This is a genomic window from Segatella bryantii, assembly GCF_022024215.1.
In the GTDB taxonomy this organism is placed as follows: domain Bacteria; phylum Bacteroidota; class Bacteroidia; order Bacteroidales; family Bacteroidaceae; genus Prevotella; species Prevotella bryantii.
On the sequence record NZ_CP091798.1, the window covers coordinates 756,650 to 780,082 of the forward strand.

Below are 23,433 nucleotides of genomic sequence, written 5' to 3' on the forward strand. Positions count from 1 at the left end.
CTTGGCTGCAAAGGTACAAAAAAAGATGCATAAACATTTTATTTATGCATCTTTTTGTTTTATAGTATGAAATTATTTTCCTTCAATTGCTGCTACACCTGGTAAAATTTTTCCTTCGATAGCTTCAAGCATAGCACCACCACCGGTAGAAACATAGCTTACTTTATCTGCCAAGCCGAACTTGTTAACAGCTGCTACAGAGTCACCACCACCTACGAGTGAGTAAGCACCATTTTCCTGAGTTGCTTTTGCAACAGTCTTAGCGATTTCGCCTGTACCAACAGCGAAGTTGTCAAGCTCGAATACACCAACAGGACCGTTCCAAAGGATAGTCTTTGAGTTAAGAATGATATCCTGCCATACCTTAACAGATTCTTCAGCTGCATCCATACCTTCGTAATCCTCAGGAATTTCGCCGATAGGGTAAACGACGCGCTCTGCATCATTGCTGAATTCTTTAGCACATACAGTATGAGTAGAAAGACTCAAGTTTACACCTTTTTCTTTAGCTACCTTCATTACGTTAAGTGCTTCTGGGATCAAATCATCTTCGTGAAGAGACTTACCGATGTGACCGCCCTGAGCCTTAATGAATGTATAACCCATACCACCACCGATAATCAAGTTGTCAACCTTATCGAGCAAGTTTTTGATTACACCGAGTTTAGAAGAAACTTTGCTACCACCGATGATAGCAGTGAAAGGATGCTGAGCATTCTTCAATACATTGTCGATAGCAGTTACTTCTTTCTCCATCAAGAAACCAAGCATTTTGTGATCTGCATCGAAATAATCAGCGATAACAGCTGTAGAAGCATGTTTACGATGGGCAGTACCGAAAGCATCGTTTACGTATACGTCAGCATAAGAAGCAAGTTTTTTTGCAAATTCTTCCTGCTTTGCTTTCATTTCTTTCTTAGCCTCGTCATACTTAGGATCTGCTTTGTCGATACCTACTGGCTTACCTTCCTCTTCTGCATAGAAACGAAGGTTTTCGAGCAATAATGCTTCACCTGGTTTCAAAGCTGCAGCAGCGTCAGATGCATTACCACAATCTTCTGCAAATTTTACATCTACGCCTAAAGCATCAGAAACATTCTTTACAATCTGGCTAAGAGAAAGTTTTGGATTAACCTTACCTTTTGGCTTGCCCATGTGGCTCATCATGATGACAGAACCTCCATCTGAAAGAATCTTCTTCAGTGTTGGCAGAGCACCCTTGATACGAGTGTCGTCTGTTACATTTCCATTTTCATTCAATGGTACATTGAAGTCCACGCGTACAATTGCCTTGTGTCCGGCAAAGTTAAAGTCATTGATTTTCATTCTTCTATTATTTAAATAGTTAATATTTCTGTTATCAATTGTTTCGCAAAAATAACACTTTTAATATAATAAAAAAAATAAATCGTCACATTTCATGAAATTTTAATAATTTAATTGTCTATATGTAACGTGGAGTTTACAAAAAGATGTATCTTTGCAGTGAAAAAGGAAAAAGTTAGATATGAAAGATTCTGTTATTGTAGTAAGTGGTGGATTGGATTCTATCACATTATTATATGAAAAGCAAGCTGAGATTGCTTTAGGTATTAGTTTTGATTATGGGTCTAATCATAACAGCAAAGAGATTCCATTTGCCAAAATGCATTGCGAGCGTTTAGGAATAAAGCATATTACCATCAATTTGGAGTTTATGCATCAATATTTTAAAAGTAGTCTTTTAGAAGGTGGTGATGCTATTCCTGAAGGAAATTATGACGAAGAGAATATGAAATCAACAGTAGTTCCTTTCAGAAACGGAATCATGTTAAGCATTGCTGTTGGTTTGGCGGAAAGTCACGGCTTAAAAAGAATTTTTATAGCTAATCATGGTGGAGACCATACGATATATCCGGATTGTCGTCCAGAGTTTATACAAGCGATAGACAATGCAGCTCAAGCTGGAACATATGAAAATGTTAGAATTGAAGCTCCTTATACCAATATTACCAAGGCTGATATTGTAAAACGTGGTTCTGCTTTAGGTATTCATTATGAAGATACTTGGAGTTGTTATAAGGGTGGTGATATACATTGCGGGAAATGTGGCACCTGCACAGAACGAAAAGAGGCTTTCGAATTGGCAGGTGTACAAGATCCTACAGAATACATAGAGTAATTAGCCAAATAAAGCTCGAAGAGCCTCTTCGACTTTTCGTACGGGGTGTAGTTCTATTTCAAATTTTTGAGGATCTATACCCTTTAGGTTATATTTTGGTATAATCATATGGCTGAAGCCTAATTTTTCAGCTTCAGCTATTCTTTGTTCTATTCGGTTTACAGGACGAACTTCTCCACTCAAACCAACTTCTCCACACATGCACCACCCAGATTCAATAGCGGTGTCTACATTACTACTAAGAACTGCTGCTATTACGCTGAGATCCATAGCTAGGTCTGTAACACGAAGTCCACCTGCAATATTGAGAAAAACATCTTTTTGCATGAGCTTGAAACCGACTCTTTTTTCGAGGACAGCTAATAGCATGTTAAGTCTTCTTTGGTCAAATCCGGTAGCTATACGTTGTGGAGTACCGTATGCAGCACTGGAAACTAGGGCTTGTGTTTCAACCAAAAACGGGCGTACCCCCTCTATGGCCGACGATATAGCTATGCCGCTAAGACCTTGGTGGTCTTGAGTTAGAAGAAGCTCAGAAGGATTATTTACTTGACGTAATCCTCCCTGTGTCATTTCGTATATACCAAGTTCTGATGTGCTTCCAAATCTGTTTTTAATACTGCGAAGAATACGATACATATAATGTTGATCGCCTTCAAATTGTATAACAGTATCTACAATATGTTCTAATATTTTAGGTCCAGCTAAAGTTCCTTCTTTATTGATATGACCAATTAAAATTACAGGAATGCCGCTAGTTTTAGCGAACCTGAGTAGGGCCGCAGCACATTCTCTAACTTGCGAGATACTACCAGGACTGCTATCAACGTTTTCTGTAGATATAGTCTGAATAGAATCAATAATAATGAAGTCGGGTTTATATTCTGAAATGCGTTGAAAAATTTTTTCAAGATTGGTTTCACAAAGAATACTGATGTGCTCGGTATTTGTGTGGTTTCTATTTAATCTTTCTGCACGCAATTTTATTTGGTGAGCACTTTCCTCTCCACTAACATATAAGATCGTTCGTTCAGGCATGTTGATAATAGTTTGAAGAGTTAAAGTACTCTTACCTATTCCAGGCTCTCCCCCTAAAAGAGTAATGCTACCTGGTACCATTCCACCACCTAAAACCCGATTGAATTCTGAATCGTGCATATCTAGTCTAGGCTCGTCTTCAGCCTTGATTTCAGTAAGCTTTCGTGGCTTTTCTTCGCTACCTGTATTGGCTCCGAAAAGCATATCAGCTCCACCATGTCGCATTTGAATTGCAACACTTTTAGCCGCAGAACTACCAGTACTATCAGTTATTCTTATTTGTTTGAAAGTGTTCCATTGGTTGCAACTAGGGCATTTCCCAATCCACTTTGCTGATTCTTGTCCACAGTTACTGCAAACGTATACGATTTTATCCTTTGCCATAGTTCAACAAAAATACTAATATATTTTTGGATAACAAAATTTATTTGTATTTTTGCAGTTAATGAAAAAGATATTCCCTTTATTAATTGCAATTATCTTGGTGAGTTCTTGTGGACAGTCTTACCAAGAAAAGCAGAGAATCTCTAAGCAAGATCGTGCTCGATTAGATAGTATAGATAAAGCATCATTGAAGGTTGGTGTTATGCCGACTTTGGATTGTCTTCCTTTATATATAGCCAAGGAAGAACGATTGTTTGATACTTTAGGTGTCAGTGTTCATCTTAAGTATTTTAAGTCTCAGATGGACTGTGATACAGCCTTAATTAATGAGCGAGTAGAAGGTTCTGTTACAGATTTGTTTCGAGCAGAACGTCTTCGTAAACGAGGAGTATTGCTAAATTATCCGATAGCTACTAATGCTTATTGGCAATTGATAAGCAATCGTAAGGCTCGTATTACTGAAATCAAGCAATTAGAGGATAAAATGGTTGCTATGACCCGCTATTCTGTTACAGATTTTCTTACGAGTTTGGCTATCGATAGTGTTAAACCAAAATATGAAGTTTATCGTATTCAAGTTAATGATGTTGGCGTCCGTTTGGATATGTTATTGAACAAAGAAATGGATGCTATGTTCTTGACTGAGCCACAAGCTACAAAAGCTCGTCTTTATCAAAATCCAGTATTAATGGATACACGCGATCGAGATATGCAATTTGGTGTATTCGCTTTTCGTTCAAATTCTCTGAAAGATGTAAAACGCCAAAAGCAGTTGAAGCTATTTGTTAAGGCTTATAATATGGCCTGTGATAGTATCAATAAGAATGGTGTAAAACATTATGGATATTTGGTAAAGAAATATTGTGGCATAGATGATAAAACAGTAAATGCTTTGCCAAAGCTTCATTTTGCTTATGCTTCTTCGCCACGAAGAAAGGATTTGAAGTTTGCGGAAAATAGATATTAATCATGTTTGATATTGAAAAAATAAAATTGATAAAGTCGTTGCTTTATAAGAGTAAGGACATCGGTGGTTGTTTTGCAGAATTGGATAATTATCTTCAAGCTAATATGGTTTCTGAAGTTGTGGAGGAATTTGATAATATCAAACACGACTACCACTTAATGCTTGATTTTATAGGACGAGGCTTTAAAGATCCGAAGCGTGAGGATATTTATACTTCTTTATTATATCGTTTAGACCGTCTCATTGATAATATACGAATTAAAATCAACATCTCAGAGGTTGAGGTATACAGAAATGCTGCTACACGCGCTTCGCTTTATAGTTCTGATTTTGATAGTATCAAGCATTCTTTGGAGAATTTTGTAACAGATTTAGCTTTGATAGGATTAGAACCTGAAGGAAATCGTGAGGAAAAGTCCCGTTTGGTTTATCAGAAACATCAAAAAGACCTTGATGGGTTATTTAACCAAATCTTAGTGAGCTCTTTGTGGGGTGAGTCTGAATATTCTTTTTATTCAGACCTTCTTACTTCTCCGATTATTGATTCTGCAGACGCTCAGTTACTTATTAGTGCGATAACAATCTCTTGTCTAAATGTTTTTGATTTCTTCAAGTTCAAGACCTTAATTAAGGTAGCATCATTATCTTCGGATATACATATTCATGCTAGATCTTTAGTTGGATGGGTTTTGTCTTTACCTGTAGAAAAGACGTTCTATGATGATCAAATAAGCGAAACGGTAAAGTTGTATTTGACTGATGATAATGCCTATTCAGAAATAATAGATTTGCAGAAGCAGATATTCTATTGTATGAATGTTGATAGCGATATCAAAAAAATAGAAACTGATATTATGCCAAATCTTACACAAAATAGTAATTTAAATATAACAAGATTTGGTATTTCTGAGAAGGAATCTGATACATTGAATGATATATTGCATTCAGGTGAAGAGGAAGAAAAAATAGAAAAGGCTGAAGCGAGTTTTCGGAAAATGATGGATATGCAGAAGCAAGGAAGTGATATCTTTTTTGGAGGTTTTGCTAAGATGAAATCTTTTCCATTTTTCCAGACGGTTTCAAATTGGTTTATGCCTTTTTATTCAGAACATCCAGAGATTGTTAGTCTAATAAAGGATCCAAAAGATAAACAGATCTTTTCTCGAATATTAGAAATAAATCCGTTTTGCTCAAGCGATAAATATTCTTTTATGTTAGCCCTATCTAGTGTTATACGGACGATACCGGCTGAAATGAAAGAACTTTTGGGTAGTTCTTCTTCTATGGCTGGAGGTGTTGTGGATATAGATCAGAATGCTCCGTCTTTTATACGTCGTTCTTATTTACAGGACCTCTTTAGATTTTATCGAATCTATCGCTTTTCAAGTTCCTTTGTTAATCCTTTTTCAGATAATGGTCGTCTTAAACATTATTTGTTTATCATTCACCGAGTTTTTAGGGGGATAGATGCTCTATATCTGGGTTATTTGGATTTAGCCAAATTTTTGTATAAAAATAAATCATATAAAAATGCAGAAATATTGTTGGATAATATTGATGCTTTAAAATTTTCGAAGTCAGATAGGTTCAATTTTTATATGCTTGCAGGATTGGTAGATGAAATACAAGATCTTCCTTTTGCAACGAGTAAATTTGAGAAAGCTTTGGAGATTGATGAGCATTCCGAAAAAACATTAAAGTGTTTGGCTCGTAATAGTTTTAATAATGGAAAGTATGAAGATGCTTATTCTTATTCTCAAAAGTTAGTTGAATATTATCCAAATAATAAGAGTCATGAAATCTATTTCTGCTTAACTTCTCTTTATAATGAGCATGTAGAAGAGGGTGTACAGCGATTATTTAAATTAAATTTTGAATATCCCGAAGATACAACAGTAATGCGTGTGTTGGCTTGGGGACTGATGCTTCAACAAAAGGTAGAGCAAGCCCAATCTTATTATGATACATTAGTTGCTGATAAATCAGGAATTTCTGCGGAAGACCTCATCAATAGGGGATATAGTTTGTGGATACAGGGAAAAATGCCAGAGGCTATTCAGTCTTTTAAGTCTTATTTTGAATTGAAAAAGGTAACTAAGCGAAAATCGTTAATCTTATCTATCTTTCACAAAGATAAGAACTTGCTTTATCTAAATCATGTTACAGATATAGATATGAATATAATGAGTGATTTATTAGCTTAAATGATATCCTCAACAAAAAAGCCATTCTAAAAAGAATGGCTTTTTTGTTGAGGATATTTATTTTAGATTTAATCGTTCATAGACAATAAGAACTCTTCATTATTACGTGTGTGAACCATTCTATCATGAATGGAATTCATAGCTTCTATAGGGTTCATATCTGATATGTATTTGCGTAATATCCACATTCTGTCAAGTGTAGTCTTGTCTTGTAACAAGTCATCTCGACGGGTACTTGAAGCAACCAAATTAACTGCAGGGAAGATACGTTTATTGCTAAGTGAGCGGTCAAGTTGAAGCTCCATATTACCGGTACCTTTGAATTCTTCAAAGATAACCTCATCCATTTTACTACCTGTATCGATGAGAGCCGTTGCAATAATAGTAAGAGAACCTCCACCTTCGATATTTCTGGCAGCTCCAAAGAATCTTTTTGGTTTTTGGAGAGCATTTGCATCAACACCACCAGTAAGTACTTTACCAGAAGCAGGACTTACTGTGTTGTATGCTCTAGCGAGACGAGTAATAGAGTCTAGGAAGATAACAACATCATGTCCACATTCTACCATACGTTTTGCTTTCTCGAGAACAATACCGGCAATCTTGACATGTCGTTCTGCTGGTTCATCAAAAGTTGAAGCTACAACTTCAGCGTTCACAGTACGTTTCATGTCAGTAACTTCCTCAGGACGTTCATCGATAAGAAGCATCATCAGATAGGCTTCTGGGTGATTGGCAGCTATTGCATTAGCAATACTCTTCATCAGTATGGTCTTACCTGTTTTTGGCTGTGCTACAATAAGTGCACGTTGTCCCTTACCAATAGGTGAGAACAAATCAACTACTCGTGTGCTCAGGTTTGTTGTTTCTCTATCTCCGCACAGTTCAAATTTAGTATCAGGGAATAGAGGGGTAAGATGTTCAAATGGAATTCTGTCTCTTACTTCAGAAGGTGTTCTACCATTGATTTTGTCAATGGATGTAAGAGGAAAATATTTCTCTCCATCATGAGGTGGTCGTACATGGCATAATACTACATCACCAGTTTTTAATCCATAACGTTTAATTTGGTTTGCTGCTACATATACATCGTCAGGAGATGAAAGGTAATTGTAATCGCTACTGCGTAAGAAACCATATCCGTCAGGCATTACTTCGAGTACACCATTTGCTGTAATCAAGTCTGCAAAATCATATTTAGCTTTGTTTACAACAGGATTGTTCACTGGTAGATATGCAGATGTTGCCATTGGAGTAGTAGGGCGATCGAACATGTCGAAATTAGGAACAGCCCCTTGATCTTCAATAGGTATGTCAACAACCGTAATAAAGTCAGTACCGTCACCAGGATCGCCTTCCCAAACTTGAGTCATACTTGCTTGAGGCATATTAGGTACAGCTGCGTCATTATTTTCTGCAATATTCTTAGGCTCCATTGTTTCATTGTGAGCTTGAATTTTTGCTTGTAATTTTGCTAATAGTGCGCTGTTTTCATCGTCTTCATCGCCAGCTTTTGGTTCGTTAGGTTCAAAAGCTGCCTCAGGTACAAGGTCTGGTAAGATTTCTTCTGGTTGAGTTTGTGCTTCTGAGTGGAGTACATCAGAAGCTTCATTAAGTGCTTCTGCTACTCTTGATACCTTGGAGGTCTCTATATTTTCGACTTTTTCATTGGTAGCCGTTTCCTGTTCAGAAGAAACAGGATCTTCTTGGACGGCTTTTACGGTTTTTCGTGTACGTCTTTTGGTTGACGCTGTAGTTTCTTCTTGTTTTTTGTCATCTTCTTTGAAGAGAGAAGATTCTTGTACTACAGGTCCTTTAGCTTGGTTTTTGAGTACATCAAAATTTTCTCCATCTTTTCCTGTTACCGAATAAACTCTGTCTTCTTTTTTAGCGGAGATTCTTACTCTTTTTCGCTTAGTAGTGGTAGGAGCTTTCGCACCTTCTGCCGCTTGTTGGTCAAGGATAGCATAAGCTAATTCTTCCTTGGTACTTCTTGATTTAAAGTGTGCACCAAGTTCACTAGCGATACCCTGTAACTCAGCGTTACTTTTGGATAATAGTTCTTCTTTACTATACATATTTAGTATGTAATATGGTATGATGAATTTCTGAATTTGAAATTATATGCTTCCAGAACGGAAGCATACTTGTTTTGAATTAACGACGCAAAGTTAGGCAAAAAAAATGGTTTATCCAAATTTTTTGCCTAACAAATTAATGTATATTATACATTGTATTCCGATAATTCAAGCCACCTCATACCTTTTTCATCTAAGATATCTTTGATTTGAGGTAATCGTTTACTCTTTTCAGTAAGTTCCTCGATGCTTAAATTACCAGAGCAGAGTTCTTCCTCGATTTGTTTCTGTTCTTTTTCAAGCGATTCTATATCTTTACTGAGTTGCTCAAACTCTTGTTTTTCTTTGTAGGTAAGTTTACGTTTTATCTGTTGATGATAGTCTTTTTTCTCCTTTTTCTCAGTATTTTTTCCCTGTTCGCTTTCTTCTTTTGATTTAAGGGCACTCCATTCTCGATATTGAGTATAGTTGCCTGGAAAATCTTTGATTTCGCCTTCACCTTTGAAAACGAGGAGATGATCTACTACTTTATCCATAAAGTATCGATCGTGGCTTACTACAATTACGCAACCAGGGAAATCTTGTAAATATTCCTCTAAAACTTGTAGAGTCTGAATGTCGAGATCGTTGGTAGGCTCGTCAAGTACAAGGAAATTAGGATTTTTCATCAATACCGTGCAGAGGTAAAGTTTTCTTTTCTGTCCTCCACTTAGTTTGTATACATAGTTGTATTGCTCTTCAGGTGTGAAAAGGAAAAATTGTAGAAATTGTGAAGCTGTCATATGTCGACCACCTCCAAGGTCTATATAGTCAGCTATCTTGGTAATAACATCGATAACCTTATCATTTTCATCAAATTTTAATCCTTCCTGAGAAAAATATCCGAAACGAACAGTTTCGCCAATATCAAATTTTCCGCTATCTGGCTGTACCAGTCCAAGAAGCATTTTTATAAATGTAGACTTTCCTGTACCATTATTGCCGACAATACCCATTTTTTCGAATCGGGAAAAATTATAATAGAAGTCTTTCAGAATGACGGTATTATCCCATGCTTTTGAAACATACTGACACTCAAAAATTTTACTTCCTATATATACGTTGCTGGCTTTTAATCGTACTTGTCGATCTTCAATTCGCTGTTTGGCTTTTGCTTCTAAATCATAAAATGCTTCTTCGCGATATCGTGCTTTATGACCACGGGCCTGAGGCTGCCGTCTCATCCATTCAAGTTCTCTGCGATATAAATTCTTGGAATGTTGAATCTCAGCTCTGAGATTATCCATTCGTGCCTGTCGCTTTTCAAGATAATAACTATAATTACCTCTATATGTATAAATCTGTTTGTTGTCGAGTTCTAGAATAATGTCGCAAACACGATCCAGAAAGAAACGGTCATGAGTAACCATCAAGAGGGTTTTATTTCCTCGGTTAAGGTATCCTTCCAACCATTCTATCATATCTAAATCTAGATGGTTAGTAGGTTCGTCTAAGATTAGAAAATCTGGTTCGGTTATCAGTACATTAGCCAAGGCAACTCGTTTTTGTTGTCCACCACTTAGTTGCCCCATAGGCTGGTCTAAATTCTTAATCTTTAATTGTGTGAGAATTTGCTTAGCCTTAATAACTTTTTCAGGATCGCCATGATGATTGAAGCATGCATCTAGGACGCTTTCGTTTTCATCAAAGTCAGGGGCTTGTTCCAGACAACCGATTCTCAGGTCTCTGCGGTATATTATATCTCCACTTTCGTAACCTTCTTTGCCTGTTAAAACAGAGATAAGAGTAGACTTTCCTGTTCCATTTTGGGCTATTAATCCAACTTTTTGCCCCTCTGAGATGGAAAATGATATATTTTCAAAGAGAATTTCGGCTCCAAATCTCTTTGATAAATTTTGGACGTCAAGATAAGGTATATTCTGTGCCATATTTACTTTGCAAGAGTCTTATTCCATTGTTCGATATAATCTAGAATTTCTTCTTTACCAAGTTTCTTTTCGCTACTGGTAATAAAATATGGGGGGAGATCTTCCCAAGTGTCTTGTAATTGCTTCATCCATGCTTCCGCATTCTTTTTGGCTTTTACAGGACCTAGTTTATCGGCTTTGGTGAAAACTATGGCAAATGGTATTTGACTTTTTCCTAACCAGTCTACAAATTCTCGGTCAATCTTCTGTTGCTCGTGACGTACATCTATGAGTACAAATACGTTATACAGTTGCTGTCGTTGTAATATATAGGAAGATATCATTTGCTCCAGCTTTTGTTGAACCGATTTCGAGCGCTTGGCAAATCCATACCCCGGAAGGTCTACAAGATACCACTCATTATTGATAATAAAATGGTTAATGAGTAGAGTCTTACCAGGAGTAGCTGATGTCTTGGCCAAACCTTTATGGTTGCAGAGCATATTGATAAGACTTGATTTTCCAACATTAGATCTGCCTATAAAAGCATACTCTGGCTTGTTATCCTTCGGACACTTACTGACAGTAGGAGCCGATATTGTGAATTCTGATTTTTTGATAATCATGTTTTTACTAATTTAGGCTACAAAGTTACAAAAAAAAACAGTATCTTTGCACTAAACATTGCTTAATATGAAAGAAATCAAATGGGGATTTATTGGTTGTGGTGAAGTAACTGAAAAAAAATCAGGACCAGCTTTTGATGAAGTGGAAGGTTCGCAAGTTGTGGCAGTTATGGGACGTAATGAAAATAAGGTTCGTGCTTATGCAGAAAAACACCATATTCGAAAGTGGTATACTGATGCACAGGAACTTATAGACGATCCTGATGTGAATGCTATTTATGTAGCAACACCGCCATCGTCTCATGCGACGTATGCTATTATGTCTATGAATGCAGGTAAACCAGTATATATTGAGAAACCATTAGCTTCAAGTTATGAAGATTGTATTCGTATTAATCGAGTAAGTGAACAGACAGGAGTTCCTTGTTTTGTGGCTTATTATAGAAGGTATCTTCCTTATTTTCAAAAGGTAAAGCAACTTCTAAATGATGGTTGTATTGGTAATGTTCTTAACGTTCAACTACGCTTTTCGGTACCGCCAAGAGAATTAGACTACTCTTCAGAGAAGGAGTTACCATGGCGTCTACAACCTGATATTTCAGGAGGAGGCTATTTTTATGATTTAGCACCACACCAGATCGATATGTTACAAGATTTATTTGGTGTTATAACTCGTGCTCATGGTTATCCAAGTAATCGCGCACACCTATATGCTCCTGAAGATACAATCTCTGCTTGCTTCTTCTTTGAAAGTGGAATCCCTGGAAGTGGAAGTTGGTGTTTTGTTGGTCATGAAAGTGCGAAAGAGGATTGTATCGAAGTTATTGGTGATAAAGGAACCCTTTCTTTTTCTGTTTTTCATTATGATCCTATTCGTTTGATTACAAGTGATGGAACACAGAATATATCGGTTGATAATCCACCATATGTTCAGTTGCCAATAATTCGTAGTGTTATTGAAGATTTGCAGGGAATAGGTCATTGTAGTTGTACTAGTGTTTCTGCAACTCCAGCTAATTGGGTTCTTGATCGTATCCTATGGAAAAATTAAAAGAGTGGTGAGTGATTTTTGATGATTAATGTGGCATTTGTTGTAAGATGAAGCGTTTATTGATTTGGGTCGGATTATGCCTTGGATTTTTGGGTACTCCTGTGAAAGCTCAGCATACTATTTATTCTCAAGCAGATAGTATTCAAGTCGTTCGACTTCTTAAAGAGGCTCAGAAGAATAAAGAGAAGAATGTGAACTGGATGCTCTATTTTGGTAGAAAACTGCAAGGTGTTCCCTATGTAGGTGGAGTCCTTGATGATGGTGAGCAGGAAAATCTTATAATTAATCTTAGACAGTTGGATTGTACTACATTTGTGGAGCAAGTACTTGCTTTAAGTCAGTGTGCCTCTCACCATAAATATAGTTGGAATGATTTTCTGTCATATATGAAGAATATCCGGTATATTGATGGTCAAATTAGTTATGTTAAGCGCCAGCATTATTTTACTACTTGGATAAATGACAATGTTATACAAGGCTTGGTAAAAGATGTTCAAGGACCTGTTCCTCCATTTTCGTCAAAACAGACGATTCATGTAAATTATATGACTACTCATATTAGCTTGTATAAAATGCTAAAAGCACATCCTGCTTGGGTTCATGGTATTCAAACGATGGAGAATGATATAAATGGCAAGGTTTATCGATATATACCAAAGGAGAAAATCTCTAATACCTCTTTGTTAAGAAGGACGATTCATGATGGAGATATATTAGTTATGATTACGAATAAAAAGGGACTTGATACATCGCATATTGGTATTGCCAGTTGGCATAAAGATGGATTACATATGCTGAATGCTTCAAGTGTTCATAAAAAAGTGATAGAAGAACCGATGACTTTGTTTAAATATATGCAAAAACATCCATCACAAATTGGTGTTCGCGTGGTTAGACCTTTATATAAATGACTCAAATAATAGTACTTTAAAATAGAGTATAGAATGATATTCGATACATAGAATTCGGTTACGACGATAATTATAAATCTGTTGTTGACTTCTATAGGTAGTACAGGGTATTTTCTTGTATACTATTATGACGCTTTATCCTCACATCCAGCAATTCTATAGCCAAAGAGGGGAAAGCTTACACTTAGGCTGGTAAACACTATACTTTCGCAGTATAAACATCATGTTTTTAACCCATAAACACTATAGTTTTGCCATGCATTTATCAGTTTTGCAAAACGACAAATTACAAGACGGTTCATGTCAATTAAAATCAAAAAACATTAGTCACAGGTATAATAAAAAAGAAAAGAGTTACGCAAAGCGCAACTCTTTCTTATTATCCATTTATTTCTTTCAAGAAATCAGAAGGATTTTTTCCATATTCTTTCTTGAAAGCATCTCGGAAACTTCCTATATTGTTAAATCCTGCCATATGAGCAGCATCTTTAGCACTATATTTCCTTGTAGCTAGCAATTCCATACTATACTGTATTCTTTTTTTTCTGACATACTCTTTTGGTGTTAGATCGGTCAAACCCTTAACTTTTCTGTACAAAGTAGATTCACTCATGTACATCTTGTCTGTCATGAAATTCATGTCTAAATCTAAGTTGTCAATATTGTCATTGATCATCTGATTAAATTTATCCATAAACTCTTGGTCTATAGGAGATAGTCTTAATTCTATTATCTGGTCTTCATTTTTCTCGATATTGCCATTTGTAGTACTGTCATTATAAGTGTTGTTATGGTATTCTTCGGAATTAGAATTATTTTCTGCAGATACTTCTATGGCTTTTGTATTATCTACTTGATTAAAGCGTCTGCTTCTTGTGTCAGAAGTTAGCAATTCTACCATACGCTCGTGAGCCTTGAAAATATTGAGAACACGGGTTTTTAGTAGTTTACCACTAAACGGTTTGGTTAGATATGAATCAGCTCCAATTTCGTAACCTTTAGCTTGATCCTCTATCGTGTCTTTTGCCGTTAATAAGACTACAGGAATGTGGCTAGTACGAATATCGCTCTTTATGAGACGAGTCATTTCTATGCCATCCATGACAGGCATCATGATATCGCTAATGATGAGGCTAGGAGTTTTAGTAACAGCTAATTCCAAGCCTTCCTTACCATTTACACCTTGGTAAATGGTAAAGTTATCGCTGAAGATGTCTGCAACATATTGACGAATATCGGCATTGTCTTCAACTACCAATAGTGATTTCTCATTCTTATTATTAGGATAATCTTGTGGTGAGTCCTGAATTGTTACAGAATTATTTGCGAATTCAGCATTCGTCGTATCATCCTTGATCGGTGTAAACGTCTTTACCTCAGGCTCCTCATGAAGGGCATTTGGATAAGTTGCATTAATATTGAACGAAAGAGTGAAAGATGTACCCTTACCGATCTCACTTGTTACATCAATAGTAACTTGGTGCAAATCAGCCAAATTCTTTACCAAGGAAAGCCCCACACCTGTACCTTTTGATTGATGCTTGCCATTTACCATGTAGAATCTTTCGAAAATATGTGGAAGAGATTCTTTATCAATGCCGAAACCTGTATCTGATATGTTTAATTTTAATTTATCATTATCTACTTTAAGAGAAAGAGTGATATGTCCCTTAGATGTATATTTGACAGCGTTAGAAAGTAAGTTCTCTACGATAGTCGTGATCGCATTTCTGTCATACCATATATCAGGACAATTGCTATCTATGTCAATAATGAATTCTACTTTAGAATTCTTATTGGCTTTTTTGTATTTTTCGCCAAGATCAGCAATAAGCTTGTTTATACTGCCATATTTCACAATTAATTCTCGAATTTTATTTTCAGTTTTTCGGAATTCGAGTAACTGGTTGATCAAGTTGAGCAAGCGCATGCTGCTATTATGAATTGATTCGATTTTTTCTTTTAAATTGTTGGAAAGTTCTTTATCATTTTTCAAGTCTTCCAATCTGCTCATAACGAGACTTAGCGGAGTTCTCAATTCATTAGTAATAGAGGTGAAGAAACGCATTCTGTCTTTTATTTCTTGCTCTCTACTTTCATTTTTCTGTTTTTCTAGACTTAAGCCAGCTTTTAAATATAAGTGATGATAATAACTCCATACGGCATAGCCGATAACGGTACCTGCTAGTAAAGCATATAATAATATAGACCACCAGCACCAATACCATGGTGAATTAATCGTGATTTCAATTTCGCTAACCTTGGCTTTATCCCAAGTGTCACTTTTGAGTTTTGCTCTTACCTGGAAAGTGTACGTGCCAGGTTTGAGTTCTAGAAAAGAAACATCATCAGCATTATTAATAGCGATCCAGTCTTTGCTTAGACCAAGCATTCTATATTCATATTCTACAAATTCAATTTGTGCATAGTTGTTAACGCTAAAACGAACAGAGAAAGTATTTTGGTCGTGACCTAAAATATATTTGCCTTCTTCTTTTGGGGTAAATCCTATAATACCATCGATAACGATAGGCGATATATTCATTTTACGCTTTGTTTCTTTTATTTTAAAATAGCAAGCCCCTTTAGTAAAGCCAAAGAATAGAGTGCCATCGGGAGTGAAAGCAACAGCTTTTTCCATAAAGTCTCCCTTAGGTAATCCATTATGTGACCCATAAAAGGTGATTGTACTAGTTTGTTTATTATGACAAATAATGTCATCGTATGTACAGCCCCATAAATTGCCATTGGCATCTTCTTGGATACTCCTGAAATTATTATCACCGTTTTCGTCAGGTAATCCATATCGGATGATACGATGAGGATATTTAGTATCTTTTATTTCTAATAGACCATAGGTTGAAGCAATCCAGATCCCCCCTTTTTTGTTTAGTAAGAACTGGTTTACACCGGTAGCGAAATTATTTCCTGTGTTTCTAGATATGATTATTCTGTTATTTTGATCAAAAACGGTAAAACCTCCAGAAGTGGTTCCTACCCAGAGCTTGCCTTGATGGTCTCGTATGATTGCACTTGTGGAAGTTGTGTTAAGCTGGCTGTTGATAGCTTTTAGCGGTCTGCAGGTATTGCCTTTAACGGAGTATATTCCATTACTAGTCGCTATAAGCATAGAACCGTCTTTTTCTGTGAAGAAGTCTTTAACGTCGCAATGGCTTAATTCAGGAATACGAGGTAAAAAAGTTCCCGTTTTCGCATCCATGACAAGAGCACCTTCTTCACGAAGTCCAATCCAAATTCTACCATTATTATCCTTTTGAAAGCATATAACTTGAGTAAGATTTCCATTGATGTAAGGTAAAATATTCCAAGTTTTTACCTCTTTTAAATTCTTATAAAGTGAAAATTCGTTTTGTCTTCCTACAAAAATACTGCCATCTGGGAACCCTTTTAAGCCATATACCGGATTGTACAGCTTATTATTATTTTTATCCTCAGAGTTTCTGTTGAGAATGTGGAATGGAGAGGCTAGCTTAGATATAAAATCTATACCTCCACCTTTATGTCCGGCCCAAATGTTTCCATATTGGTCTATTCGTACAACTCGTAAGTTTGGTGAAGATAATTTACCGACAATATTACTAATATTTTCAAATTTAATCTGTTGTAGCTGTGGGCTGGTATATACATTCAGGTCGATAATATTACCACCATAGTCAGTCGTAATGACCAATTTGTGTTCTTTAGTTTCTCTAACTTGATGTACATTATTACTCATCAAGCCAAAATCATTTCCAGTGAAAGTGTATTGTATGTAACTACCATCATTCAAATTAACAAGGAATAAGCCATTTGATGTGGCAACCCAAACATTGTGTAAGTGATCTATGAAAACGTCTCTAACAGACTGGTTAGCTAAATAGTGGCGTGTATTTTTTGTTCTTTGATCTACAGAATAGAGACCTGAGCGCCAAGTTCCGACAAGAAGATGCCCATTACCATCATCGAGAATAGATGTTGGTTTGGCAAGTCCTTTTTTGAAGGAATTAATTTTCATGAGTGAAGTTTTTTTAGTGGCTGCATCATACATGCAAATATCTCCATTGTCGCAGGCTATCCAAATTCGTCCTTTTCCGGCACCTGCTATGCTCGTTGCTCCATTTGTTCGGAGTCCATTGTTTGTGGTTAAAGTATCAAATTTTTGAGTAATACAATTAATAATGCTTATCCCTCGTTTGCTGGATACACAATATAATAAATTGTTGTAATGATCGTAAAAAAGCTTATTGATAATGCTGCTTACGATAGGAGAAGTCTTATATCTATACATATAGATGTGACTTCCAACGATGTGATTTAGTCCATAATCAGTTGCAACCCATGTGAATCCTTGTTTGTCGAATGTGATGTCATTGACAAATTCATTAGAAAGGCCTTCTTCAAGTCCGATATGTTTCACATTAATATAATCGTAATTAGCTGCTATTATTTTTTGCGCAGAACATGTTAACAGCAGAAACATTACGAAATATTTGATACGAGTTAATGTGTTCATCATTGTTCTATTTTAATGTTTGATTTTCCAAATATAATAAAAAAATGTGAAATAAGAAAATAAAAATAACATTTTTTCTAATTTGGTACTAATTAGACCATGTTTTGAAGGGTAAATTTGTTAAAGGTTGCTAAATTGAGAAGAAAATAATACAATATCTATTAAGAATAATGTATTTTTGCAAAGTTTAGATTACTTTGATAAAAGGTAAAGGGTAAATATTTAGGCATGAGTAATGAAGAGTATAAGGCCTTTCAAGTAGTACATGAAGGGTTTACAACCAGAGAAGCAATAGATGAGGCAAAACGTTGTTTGCATTGTAAGGTACCTCAGTGTAAAAAGGGGTGTCCTATAGGTAATGATATTCCTGATTTTGTTCATGAGTTATCCATGGGAAATATAGGTTCAGCCATGAGCATTATTAATAATAAGAGTAATTTGCCTGCTATTTGTGGACGAGTTTGTCCTCATGAGAAGCAGTGTCAAGGTCATTGCGTAATGAACAAAAAGGGCAATCCTATTCAAATAGGAAAGCTCGAACAGTTTATTGCAGACTTTGATACAAAGATGAACCTTACTCGTGATAAACTTCCTCAAAAAAATAGAGGAAAAATTGCTGTTATCGGTTCTGGTCCTGCTGGTCTTACCGTTGCTGGTGACATGGCACGTCAAGGCTTTTCTGTGACTATTTTTGAAGGTCAAGAAGAGCCTGGTGGAGTATTGATGTTTGGTATACCTGAATATCGTTTGCCTAAGAAAGTAGTGCGTGCTGAAATTGCTAAAATTGAAGCTTTGGGTGTGAATATTATTTGTAACACTTTGGTTGGTGAAAATGGTATTACTGTTGATAGCCTTTTCCAACAGGGCTTTGATGCTATTTTTATGGGAACAGGTACAGCAATACCTCAAAATATGAATAATACCCCTGGTGCTACTTTACGGGGTGTAACTCAGAGTACTGATTTTCTTCACAATGTAAATGCATATAATGAGGGCGTTATTGGTCGTGAAATGGTGCCTTTGCGAACAGGTGAGAAGGTAGGTGTTATTGGTGGTGGTAATGTGGCTATGGATGCTGCACGTACAGCCATTCGATTGGGAGCTGATGTAACGGTGTTGTATAGACGAACACAAGAGGAAATGCCTGCTATTCAAAGTGAATATGAAGAAGCTGTAAATGAAGGGGTGAAGTTTAAATGGGAAACTTCTGTCTCGGAATTTATTGCAGGTCCTAATGGTCGTCTTGGAAAATGTAAGTTGGTTACTCCAGAAGGTGAGTGCGAAGAAAATTTTGATCGTATTTATCTTGCTATAGGTAGCCGTCCTGCTAATCGTATTGTTAGTACTACAGAGGGTATTGAAGTTGACGAAAAAGGTTATGTGAAGGTGGTAGATTACCCATTTGGTATGACCACTCGTAGAGGACTTTTTGCTGGTGGTGATGTTGTTCATCGTCCGCAAACTGTAGTCTTGGCTATGAAGGCTGCTAAAGAGGTCGCTGCGAGTATGATGCAGTATGTTGATGCTATTAAATTGTTGCAAGCTGCCAAGATAGTGGAAGCTGATGCTGCTGAGGAATCTGAAGATTAATATAAGTATCGTTAAGATATTTGTTATTTATTATAAAATTTCCTATCTTTGCTTTATGAAAGATAGGAAATTTTATTTTGTAGCAATTTGCGTGGGCTTAGTTTTAGCTGTTTTTATTATATCAGCTCCTGATGGATATGCTCATCGTGACCGAGTAAAGGAAGAATTACATCAATTAATGTCATCACGGTTGATGAAGAGGACTGGTGCTTCAAAGCAGTTGAATAATGCTATGATAGATTTTACAGTTGATCATTCGTTGTATGTGGATGATTATTATTTTTGTACTGTAGGGCGCATGACTATTGGTGGTTCTGAAGTAAGTACTTCTGTGGGTGTTCTTGGTAAAGTTTTTCTGATTAACGAAGAACGGGTAAAACAACAAGTAAATAGTCTAAACATCATGAAATGATTTAATTTCAGTACTGCTTTGCAAAAATAGTTTTATGAATTATATATGGATGGTGTAAGTGATAAATGTATATTTAGCTCGTTTTTTTTTTTTCTAATTTTTGATAAATGCTATAAGTGGTTGATTTAGTGATATTTATGTATGATATAGAAAAACGCTCTAAAAATAATTCAAAAAAAGTCTTTGAAAAGTTTGGCAGTATGGAAGAAAAGTAGTACCTTTGCACTCGCAATTCAGAAATACACTACTTGCTAGTGTTGAAACAATGCACCCTTAGCTCAGTTGGTAGAGCAACTGACTCTTAATCAGTGGGTCTAGGGTTCGAATCCCTAAGGGTGTACATTGTATGGAATTTCTGAAATTTATGCACCCTTAGCTCAGTTGGTAGAGCAACTGACTCTTAATCAGTGGGTCTAGGGTTCGAATCCCTAAGGGTGTACATAGAAGAAGGCTGATGGTTATATACATCAGCCTTTTTTCGTATATATGGGCTTTCCGGCAGTTTTTGTTGTTTCGCAAAAAACTATATGAGCGTACGAAAATTCATATATATGCTACTAAACCGTTACCAGGCTTCTGCAAAACCGTTACCACATGAGATAACCTAAGGTGTCGGTCGTTTTGACCGGAAGCATAAAGCCCCCGAGAAACCTCTCTATTATTCTGTGTAAGAAAGTCTTAATCGACTAAAACAGCAAGTGCCAATTCTTGAAAAAGGAATTGGCACTTAGACATTTTATTGTGTTTGGAAAACTCTCTTATTCTAATGTAATCAAGAAAAGATTTCGAGAGTCTTTTTTCTTGATTTCATAACTATCTGGACTTATTGTTATTTTATAAATGCTTGTGTTGCCAGTATAGCTGGTTCCATTAAGTTTGAATGATGCAGTTTCGTTGTCTCCAAAAACAAGCGTCAGTTCCATTTCTTTAGTCGTTGTGAACTTTATACTCGTGCTACCTTCCATTTTTAAGCAAGTAGAGTAGGTTGTACCGTTATAGGTAGCTGTTCCTTTGCTATTTGAACCATTGCCAATAACCGTAAATAATGGATTTGAAGGAACACCTGTTTTATCAAAACTACAGATAAGACTTTCTGTTATTGCTTGATTTGTATCTTGATCGGTTTGATCATTTGAAGTGGAATCACCATCTTGTGTATTTGCTGATGGTTGTTGATCAGAGTTAGCACTAAGACCCGTATAATTGTCAATCAGGTTTGCCAAACTTGTGTTTACGTCAGAGCTGGTATCTTCGGAGTCAGAAAAAGTATATTGCAAATCACCATGATTCAGGCGTCCTGCTCCATAATATCCAGTAACGATAGATGGTACATCTTCAGCCGCGTTAGGGGTATAAGAGTACATAAGTGATGTATCTGTATCAAAGTTGTTATAGGTATCTTCGCCACTTAGTGCCTTAACGATATCAGGAACTTTCTCATCTCTACTGCTTGCCTCATAAGCGTCAAAGTTAGTTTTTGTGTCGATGTTTAGACTTTCTGCAGTAACCTCTTTTCCTTTAGTGAGTAATGTTGAAGCTCCGTAAGGCCAATAGCTCACGGTATTGTTTGTGCATACAATCTTGTTGCCATAACTCTTGATACTTCCGCCAGTTTCATTAGAGAAAGTAGCATTATCCAGTTTATAGGAACTAGAACCATCATATACATCATTGCCTTGTAGAGATGTCAGCATCGGGAATTTACAATTGCGGAAATAGTTTGCTTCCACAAAAGCGTCACTTCCTGTAGTTACACCTACACCGTATTTCGAGTTACCATCGAAATAATTATTCCACATGTGTACAGACATGGTTCTGATACGAGCATGTCGAGAATCGCTATGATCAAACCAGTTATGATGATAAGTGATATAGTTTGGCCCAGTTTCACTCTTCATACCACACATACTTGATTTTCCTGAATCCCAAAAGTGACAATTGTCGATAGTGACATATTTTGAATCAGACTTTACATCAATGGATCCATCGCCCTTGGCATGGTCTCCGCTACCACTTTTACCATAGAAGACATCAATATGGTGTACCCAAATGTTGGAGTTATTTGTATCAAGCGAAATACCATCATCCATTTGTCGCATAATTCCTAAGTTTCGGAATTCTACGCTTTTTGAATTTCTTACTAAAAAACCAAATCCTTTGATGGTTGCATCTTCGCCTATACCTTCGATAGTTAGGTTTAACTCGCTGTTAGCTTTTTTACCTTTTATCTGAACACCTTCTTCGCTACTTCCGTATGAATCTAGTTGTCCATCCTTAATACAACCAATGATACGAATAGCTACCGGATTAGTAACATTACCCTTTTCAAGGGCAGATAGGATAGACTGCAGTCCAGTAAAAGTACCAGAACTTAAATTAGCAGTAACAGTTTTTGCATTGTTAGCATTTACATATACAACGACGGCATTTTCTTTAAGCGTACCATCATCTTTGTAGGCGCCTACTCCTGAATAATTTAGGTGTGCAAATCCAGAACGAGTATATTCCTTTACTGTCAATACGTCTGTTTCGCTAGCTTTGTTTTCTACTTCTTTACCATTGATAACAGGTACGATGCGTAGTTGATAATCTCCTGCTTGAAGTCCAACCACATCAGCTCGAACATAATCGGTATATTGACGTACAAGTTCATTATCAATTTGTTTATATTCGTTGATGTTTCCACCTTTTATATATACATTGTAGCTTTCTGCTCCTTTCATAATGGCCCATTCTGCATAAGCAGATTCAAGCCATCCCTTTGCTTCACTGATTGTGATATTTCCTTCAGCAATCTTCTTGAATTTAATATGGCTTACATTTCCGTCATAGGTTATTGTATTGCCGTTTATTGGATTAACTGTTATTTGATCTTGGTTGAATTCAATACTATTGAGGTTAGCCGTTTGAAAATTGTCGATTTTACCATTTTGAAGAGTAATATTTACTTCATTTTGGCTTAAAGCCGATTGTGATACAAGAAGTGTCGAGAATAGTATATAAGAGTATTTCATTTTTTTTGGAATTTTATAAATGTGTGACCAGCTTTAATGATATAGATACCTTTTGTTAGATGCTCTAAAGGGAGAGTTATACTTTCTGAAGAAACTCTGGTTTGAAAGCATTTTTTTCCGGATGTATCAAAAAGTTCGATGCGTTCACCAGGTACTATACCTTGCAAGTTAAGAGTGTTTCCGGTGATATTTGAGAGGTTTTGATAAGTCTTTATAGAGCTTATACCAGCAGTTTGGTTCCAGGTTATTGTGACATCTTCCATATCTTCGCTTTGCTGGCTGTCGTTAGCATTAAAATGTAAAATAACATGGTCTCCATCAAATGTTATTTTACTTAATGTTTCTTCTACTTGAATTCCGTTGATGGTTACTGTCGGATTTGTGTCATTGGCTGCCCATGCGTTGGATGTTCCAATGCTAAAAACTAACGCAGCAAACAATGGCAATCTATACAATTTTAGGTTTTTTTTCATGTTTAATAGTTTGTTTTTCATTAAGTTTATTTGCAAAAATATATAAAGGCATTGGTTTATCCAAATTATTAAAAGAAAAAGGTAGGTTAAGACATAAAAAAATA

Annotated in this window: 15 protein-coding genes and 2 tRNA genes; 9 read left to right on the plus strand and 8 right to left on the minus strand. The window is 36.2% G+C overall.

Going from position 1 to position 23,433, the window contains the following annotated elements:
- Positions 1-72: 72 nt before the first annotated feature.
- Complete coding sequence (locus tag L6471_RS07200) at positions 73-1,326, minus strand: phosphoglycerate kinase (protein WP_006282973.1); 1,254 nt, start codon at positions 1,324-1,326, stop codon at positions 73-75.
- Positions 1,327-1,507: 181 nt separating this feature from the next.
- Between L6471_RS07200 and queC the strand changes: the two genes are divergently transcribed.
- A complete protein-coding gene (gene queC / locus L6471_RS07205) occupies positions 1,508-2,161 on the plus strand; it encodes a 7-cyano-7-deazaguanine synthase QueC (RefSeq protein ID WP_006282972.1) in 654 nt (217 codons plus the stop codon).
- Here the strand turns inward: queC and radA are convergent, their stop codons facing one another.
- Positions 2,162-3,583 carry a DNA repair protein RadA gene (radA, locus tag L6471_RS07210; RefSeq protein ID WP_006282971.1) on the minus strand — a complete coding sequence of 474 codons (1,422 nt, stop codon included), beginning with the start codon at positions 3,581-3,583 and terminating at the stop codon, positions 2,162-2,164.
- 61 nt (positions 3,584-3,644) lie between these two features.
- Here radA and L6471_RS07215 point away from each other — a divergent pair, with 61 nt between their 5' ends.
- Both L6471_RS07215 and L6471_RS07220 read left to right on the plus strand, forming a co-directional pair.
- The gene (locus tag L6471_RS07215; RefSeq protein ID WP_006282970.1) at positions 3,645-4,550 is read left to right on the plus strand and encodes an ABC transporter substrate-binding protein; all 906 of its coding nucleotides are present in this window, start codon (positions 3,645-3,647) and stop codon (positions 4,548-4,550) included.
- 2 nt (positions 4,551-4,552) lie between these two features.
- The gene (locus L6471_RS07220; protein WP_237797625.1) at positions 4,553-6,754 is read left to right on the plus strand and encodes a tetratricopeptide repeat protein; all 2,202 of its coding nucleotides are present in this window, start codon (positions 4,553-4,555) and stop codon (positions 6,752-6,754) included.
- A 68-nt stretch (positions 6,755-6,822) separates the two neighbouring features.
- Here L6471_RS07220 and rho read toward each other — a convergent pair whose 3' ends face one another.
- The 3 genes from rho to yihA form a co-directional block, all read right to left on the minus strand.
- Positions 6,823-8,832 carry a transcription termination factor Rho gene (gene rho / locus L6471_RS07225; protein ID WP_237797626.1) on the minus strand — a complete coding sequence of 670 codons (2,010 nt, stop codon included), beginning with the start codon at positions 8,830-8,832 and terminating at the stop codon, positions 6,823-6,825.
- A 146-nt stretch (positions 8,833-8,978) separates the two neighbouring features.
- Entirely contained in the window at positions 8,979-10,760 is a 1,782-nt protein-coding gene (locus L6471_RS07230) for an ABC-F family ATP-binding cassette domain-containing protein (protein WP_006282967.1), read from the minus strand.
- Positions 10,761-10,762: 2 nt separating this feature from the next.
- Positions 10,763-11,365, minus strand: coding sequence for a ribosome biogenesis GTP-binding protein YihA/YsxC (gene yihA, locus L6471_RS07235; RefSeq protein ID WP_006282966.1), 603 nt, complete (start codon positions 11,363-11,365; stop codon positions 10,763-10,765).
- Between the two features lie 67 nt (positions 11,366-11,432).
- On the opposite strand from yihA, the gene L6471_RS07240 reads away from it, so the two are divergent.
- A complete protein-coding gene (locus L6471_RS07240; RefSeq protein ID WP_074548389.1) occupies positions 11,433-12,416 on the plus strand; it encodes a Gfo/Idh/MocA family protein in 984 nt (327 codons plus the stop codon).
- Between the two features lie 47 nt (positions 12,417-12,463).
- Positions 12,464-13,327, plus strand: a complete 864-nt coding sequence (locus L6471_RS07245) for an N-acetylmuramoyl-L-alanine amidase-like domain-containing protein (RefSeq protein WP_237797627.1) — start codon at positions 12,464-12,466, stop codon at positions 13,325-13,327.
- 379 nt (positions 13,328-13,706) lie between these two features.
- Here L6471_RS07245 and L6471_RS07250 read toward each other — a convergent pair whose 3' ends face one another.
- The gene (locus tag L6471_RS07250) at positions 13,707-17,843 is read right to left on the minus strand and encodes a hybrid sensor histidine kinase/response regulator transcription factor (RefSeq protein ID WP_237797628.1); all 4,137 of its coding nucleotides are present in this window, start codon (positions 17,841-17,843) and stop codon (positions 13,707-13,709) included.
- Positions 17,844-18,068: 225 nt separating this feature from the next.
- On the opposite strand from L6471_RS07250, the gene L6471_RS07255 reads away from it, so the two are divergent.
- The 4 genes from L6471_RS07255 to L6471_RS07270 all read left to right on the plus strand — a co-directional run bounded on the left by L6471_RS07255 (position 18,069) and on the right by L6471_RS07270 (position 20,281).
- Positions 18,069-19,430 (plus strand): NAD(P)-dependent oxidoreductase, encoded by a 1,362-nt coding sequence (locus L6471_RS07255; RefSeq protein WP_006282962.1) that lies wholly within the window; start codon positions 18,069-18,071, stop codon positions 19,428-19,430.
- A 91-nt stretch (positions 19,431-19,521) separates the two neighbouring features.
- Positions 19,522-19,842, plus strand: coding sequence for a hypothetical protein (locus L6471_RS07260; protein ID WP_143007197.1), 321 nt, complete (start codon positions 19,522-19,524; stop codon positions 19,840-19,842).
- Positions 19,843-20,109: 267 nt separating this feature from the next.
- Positions 20,110-20,182, plus strand: a tRNA-Lys gene (locus L6471_RS07265).
- Positions 20,183-20,208: 26 nt separating this feature from the next.
- Positions 20,209-20,281, plus strand: a tRNA-Lys gene (locus L6471_RS07270).
- A gap of 319 nt (positions 20,282-20,600) precedes the next feature.
- On the opposite strand, the gene L6471_RS07275 is transcribed toward L6471_RS07270, so the two are convergent.
- Together L6471_RS07275 and L6471_RS07280 are read right to left on the minus strand one after the other, a co-directional pair.
- Positions 20,601-22,856: a pectate lyase family protein gene (locus tag L6471_RS07275; protein WP_237797629.1), complete on the minus strand. Its 2,256-nt coding sequence runs from the start codon at positions 22,854-22,856 to the stop codon at positions 20,601-20,603.
- The gene (locus L6471_RS07280) at positions 22,853-23,329 is read right to left on the minus strand and encodes a T9SS type A sorting domain-containing protein (RefSeq protein ID WP_237797630.1); all 477 of its coding nucleotides are present in this window, start codon (positions 23,327-23,329) and stop codon (positions 22,853-22,855) included. Before L6471_RS07280 ends, L6471_RS07275 begins: the two co-directional genes overlap by 4 nt.
- Positions 23,330-23,433: the final 104 nt, after the last annotated feature.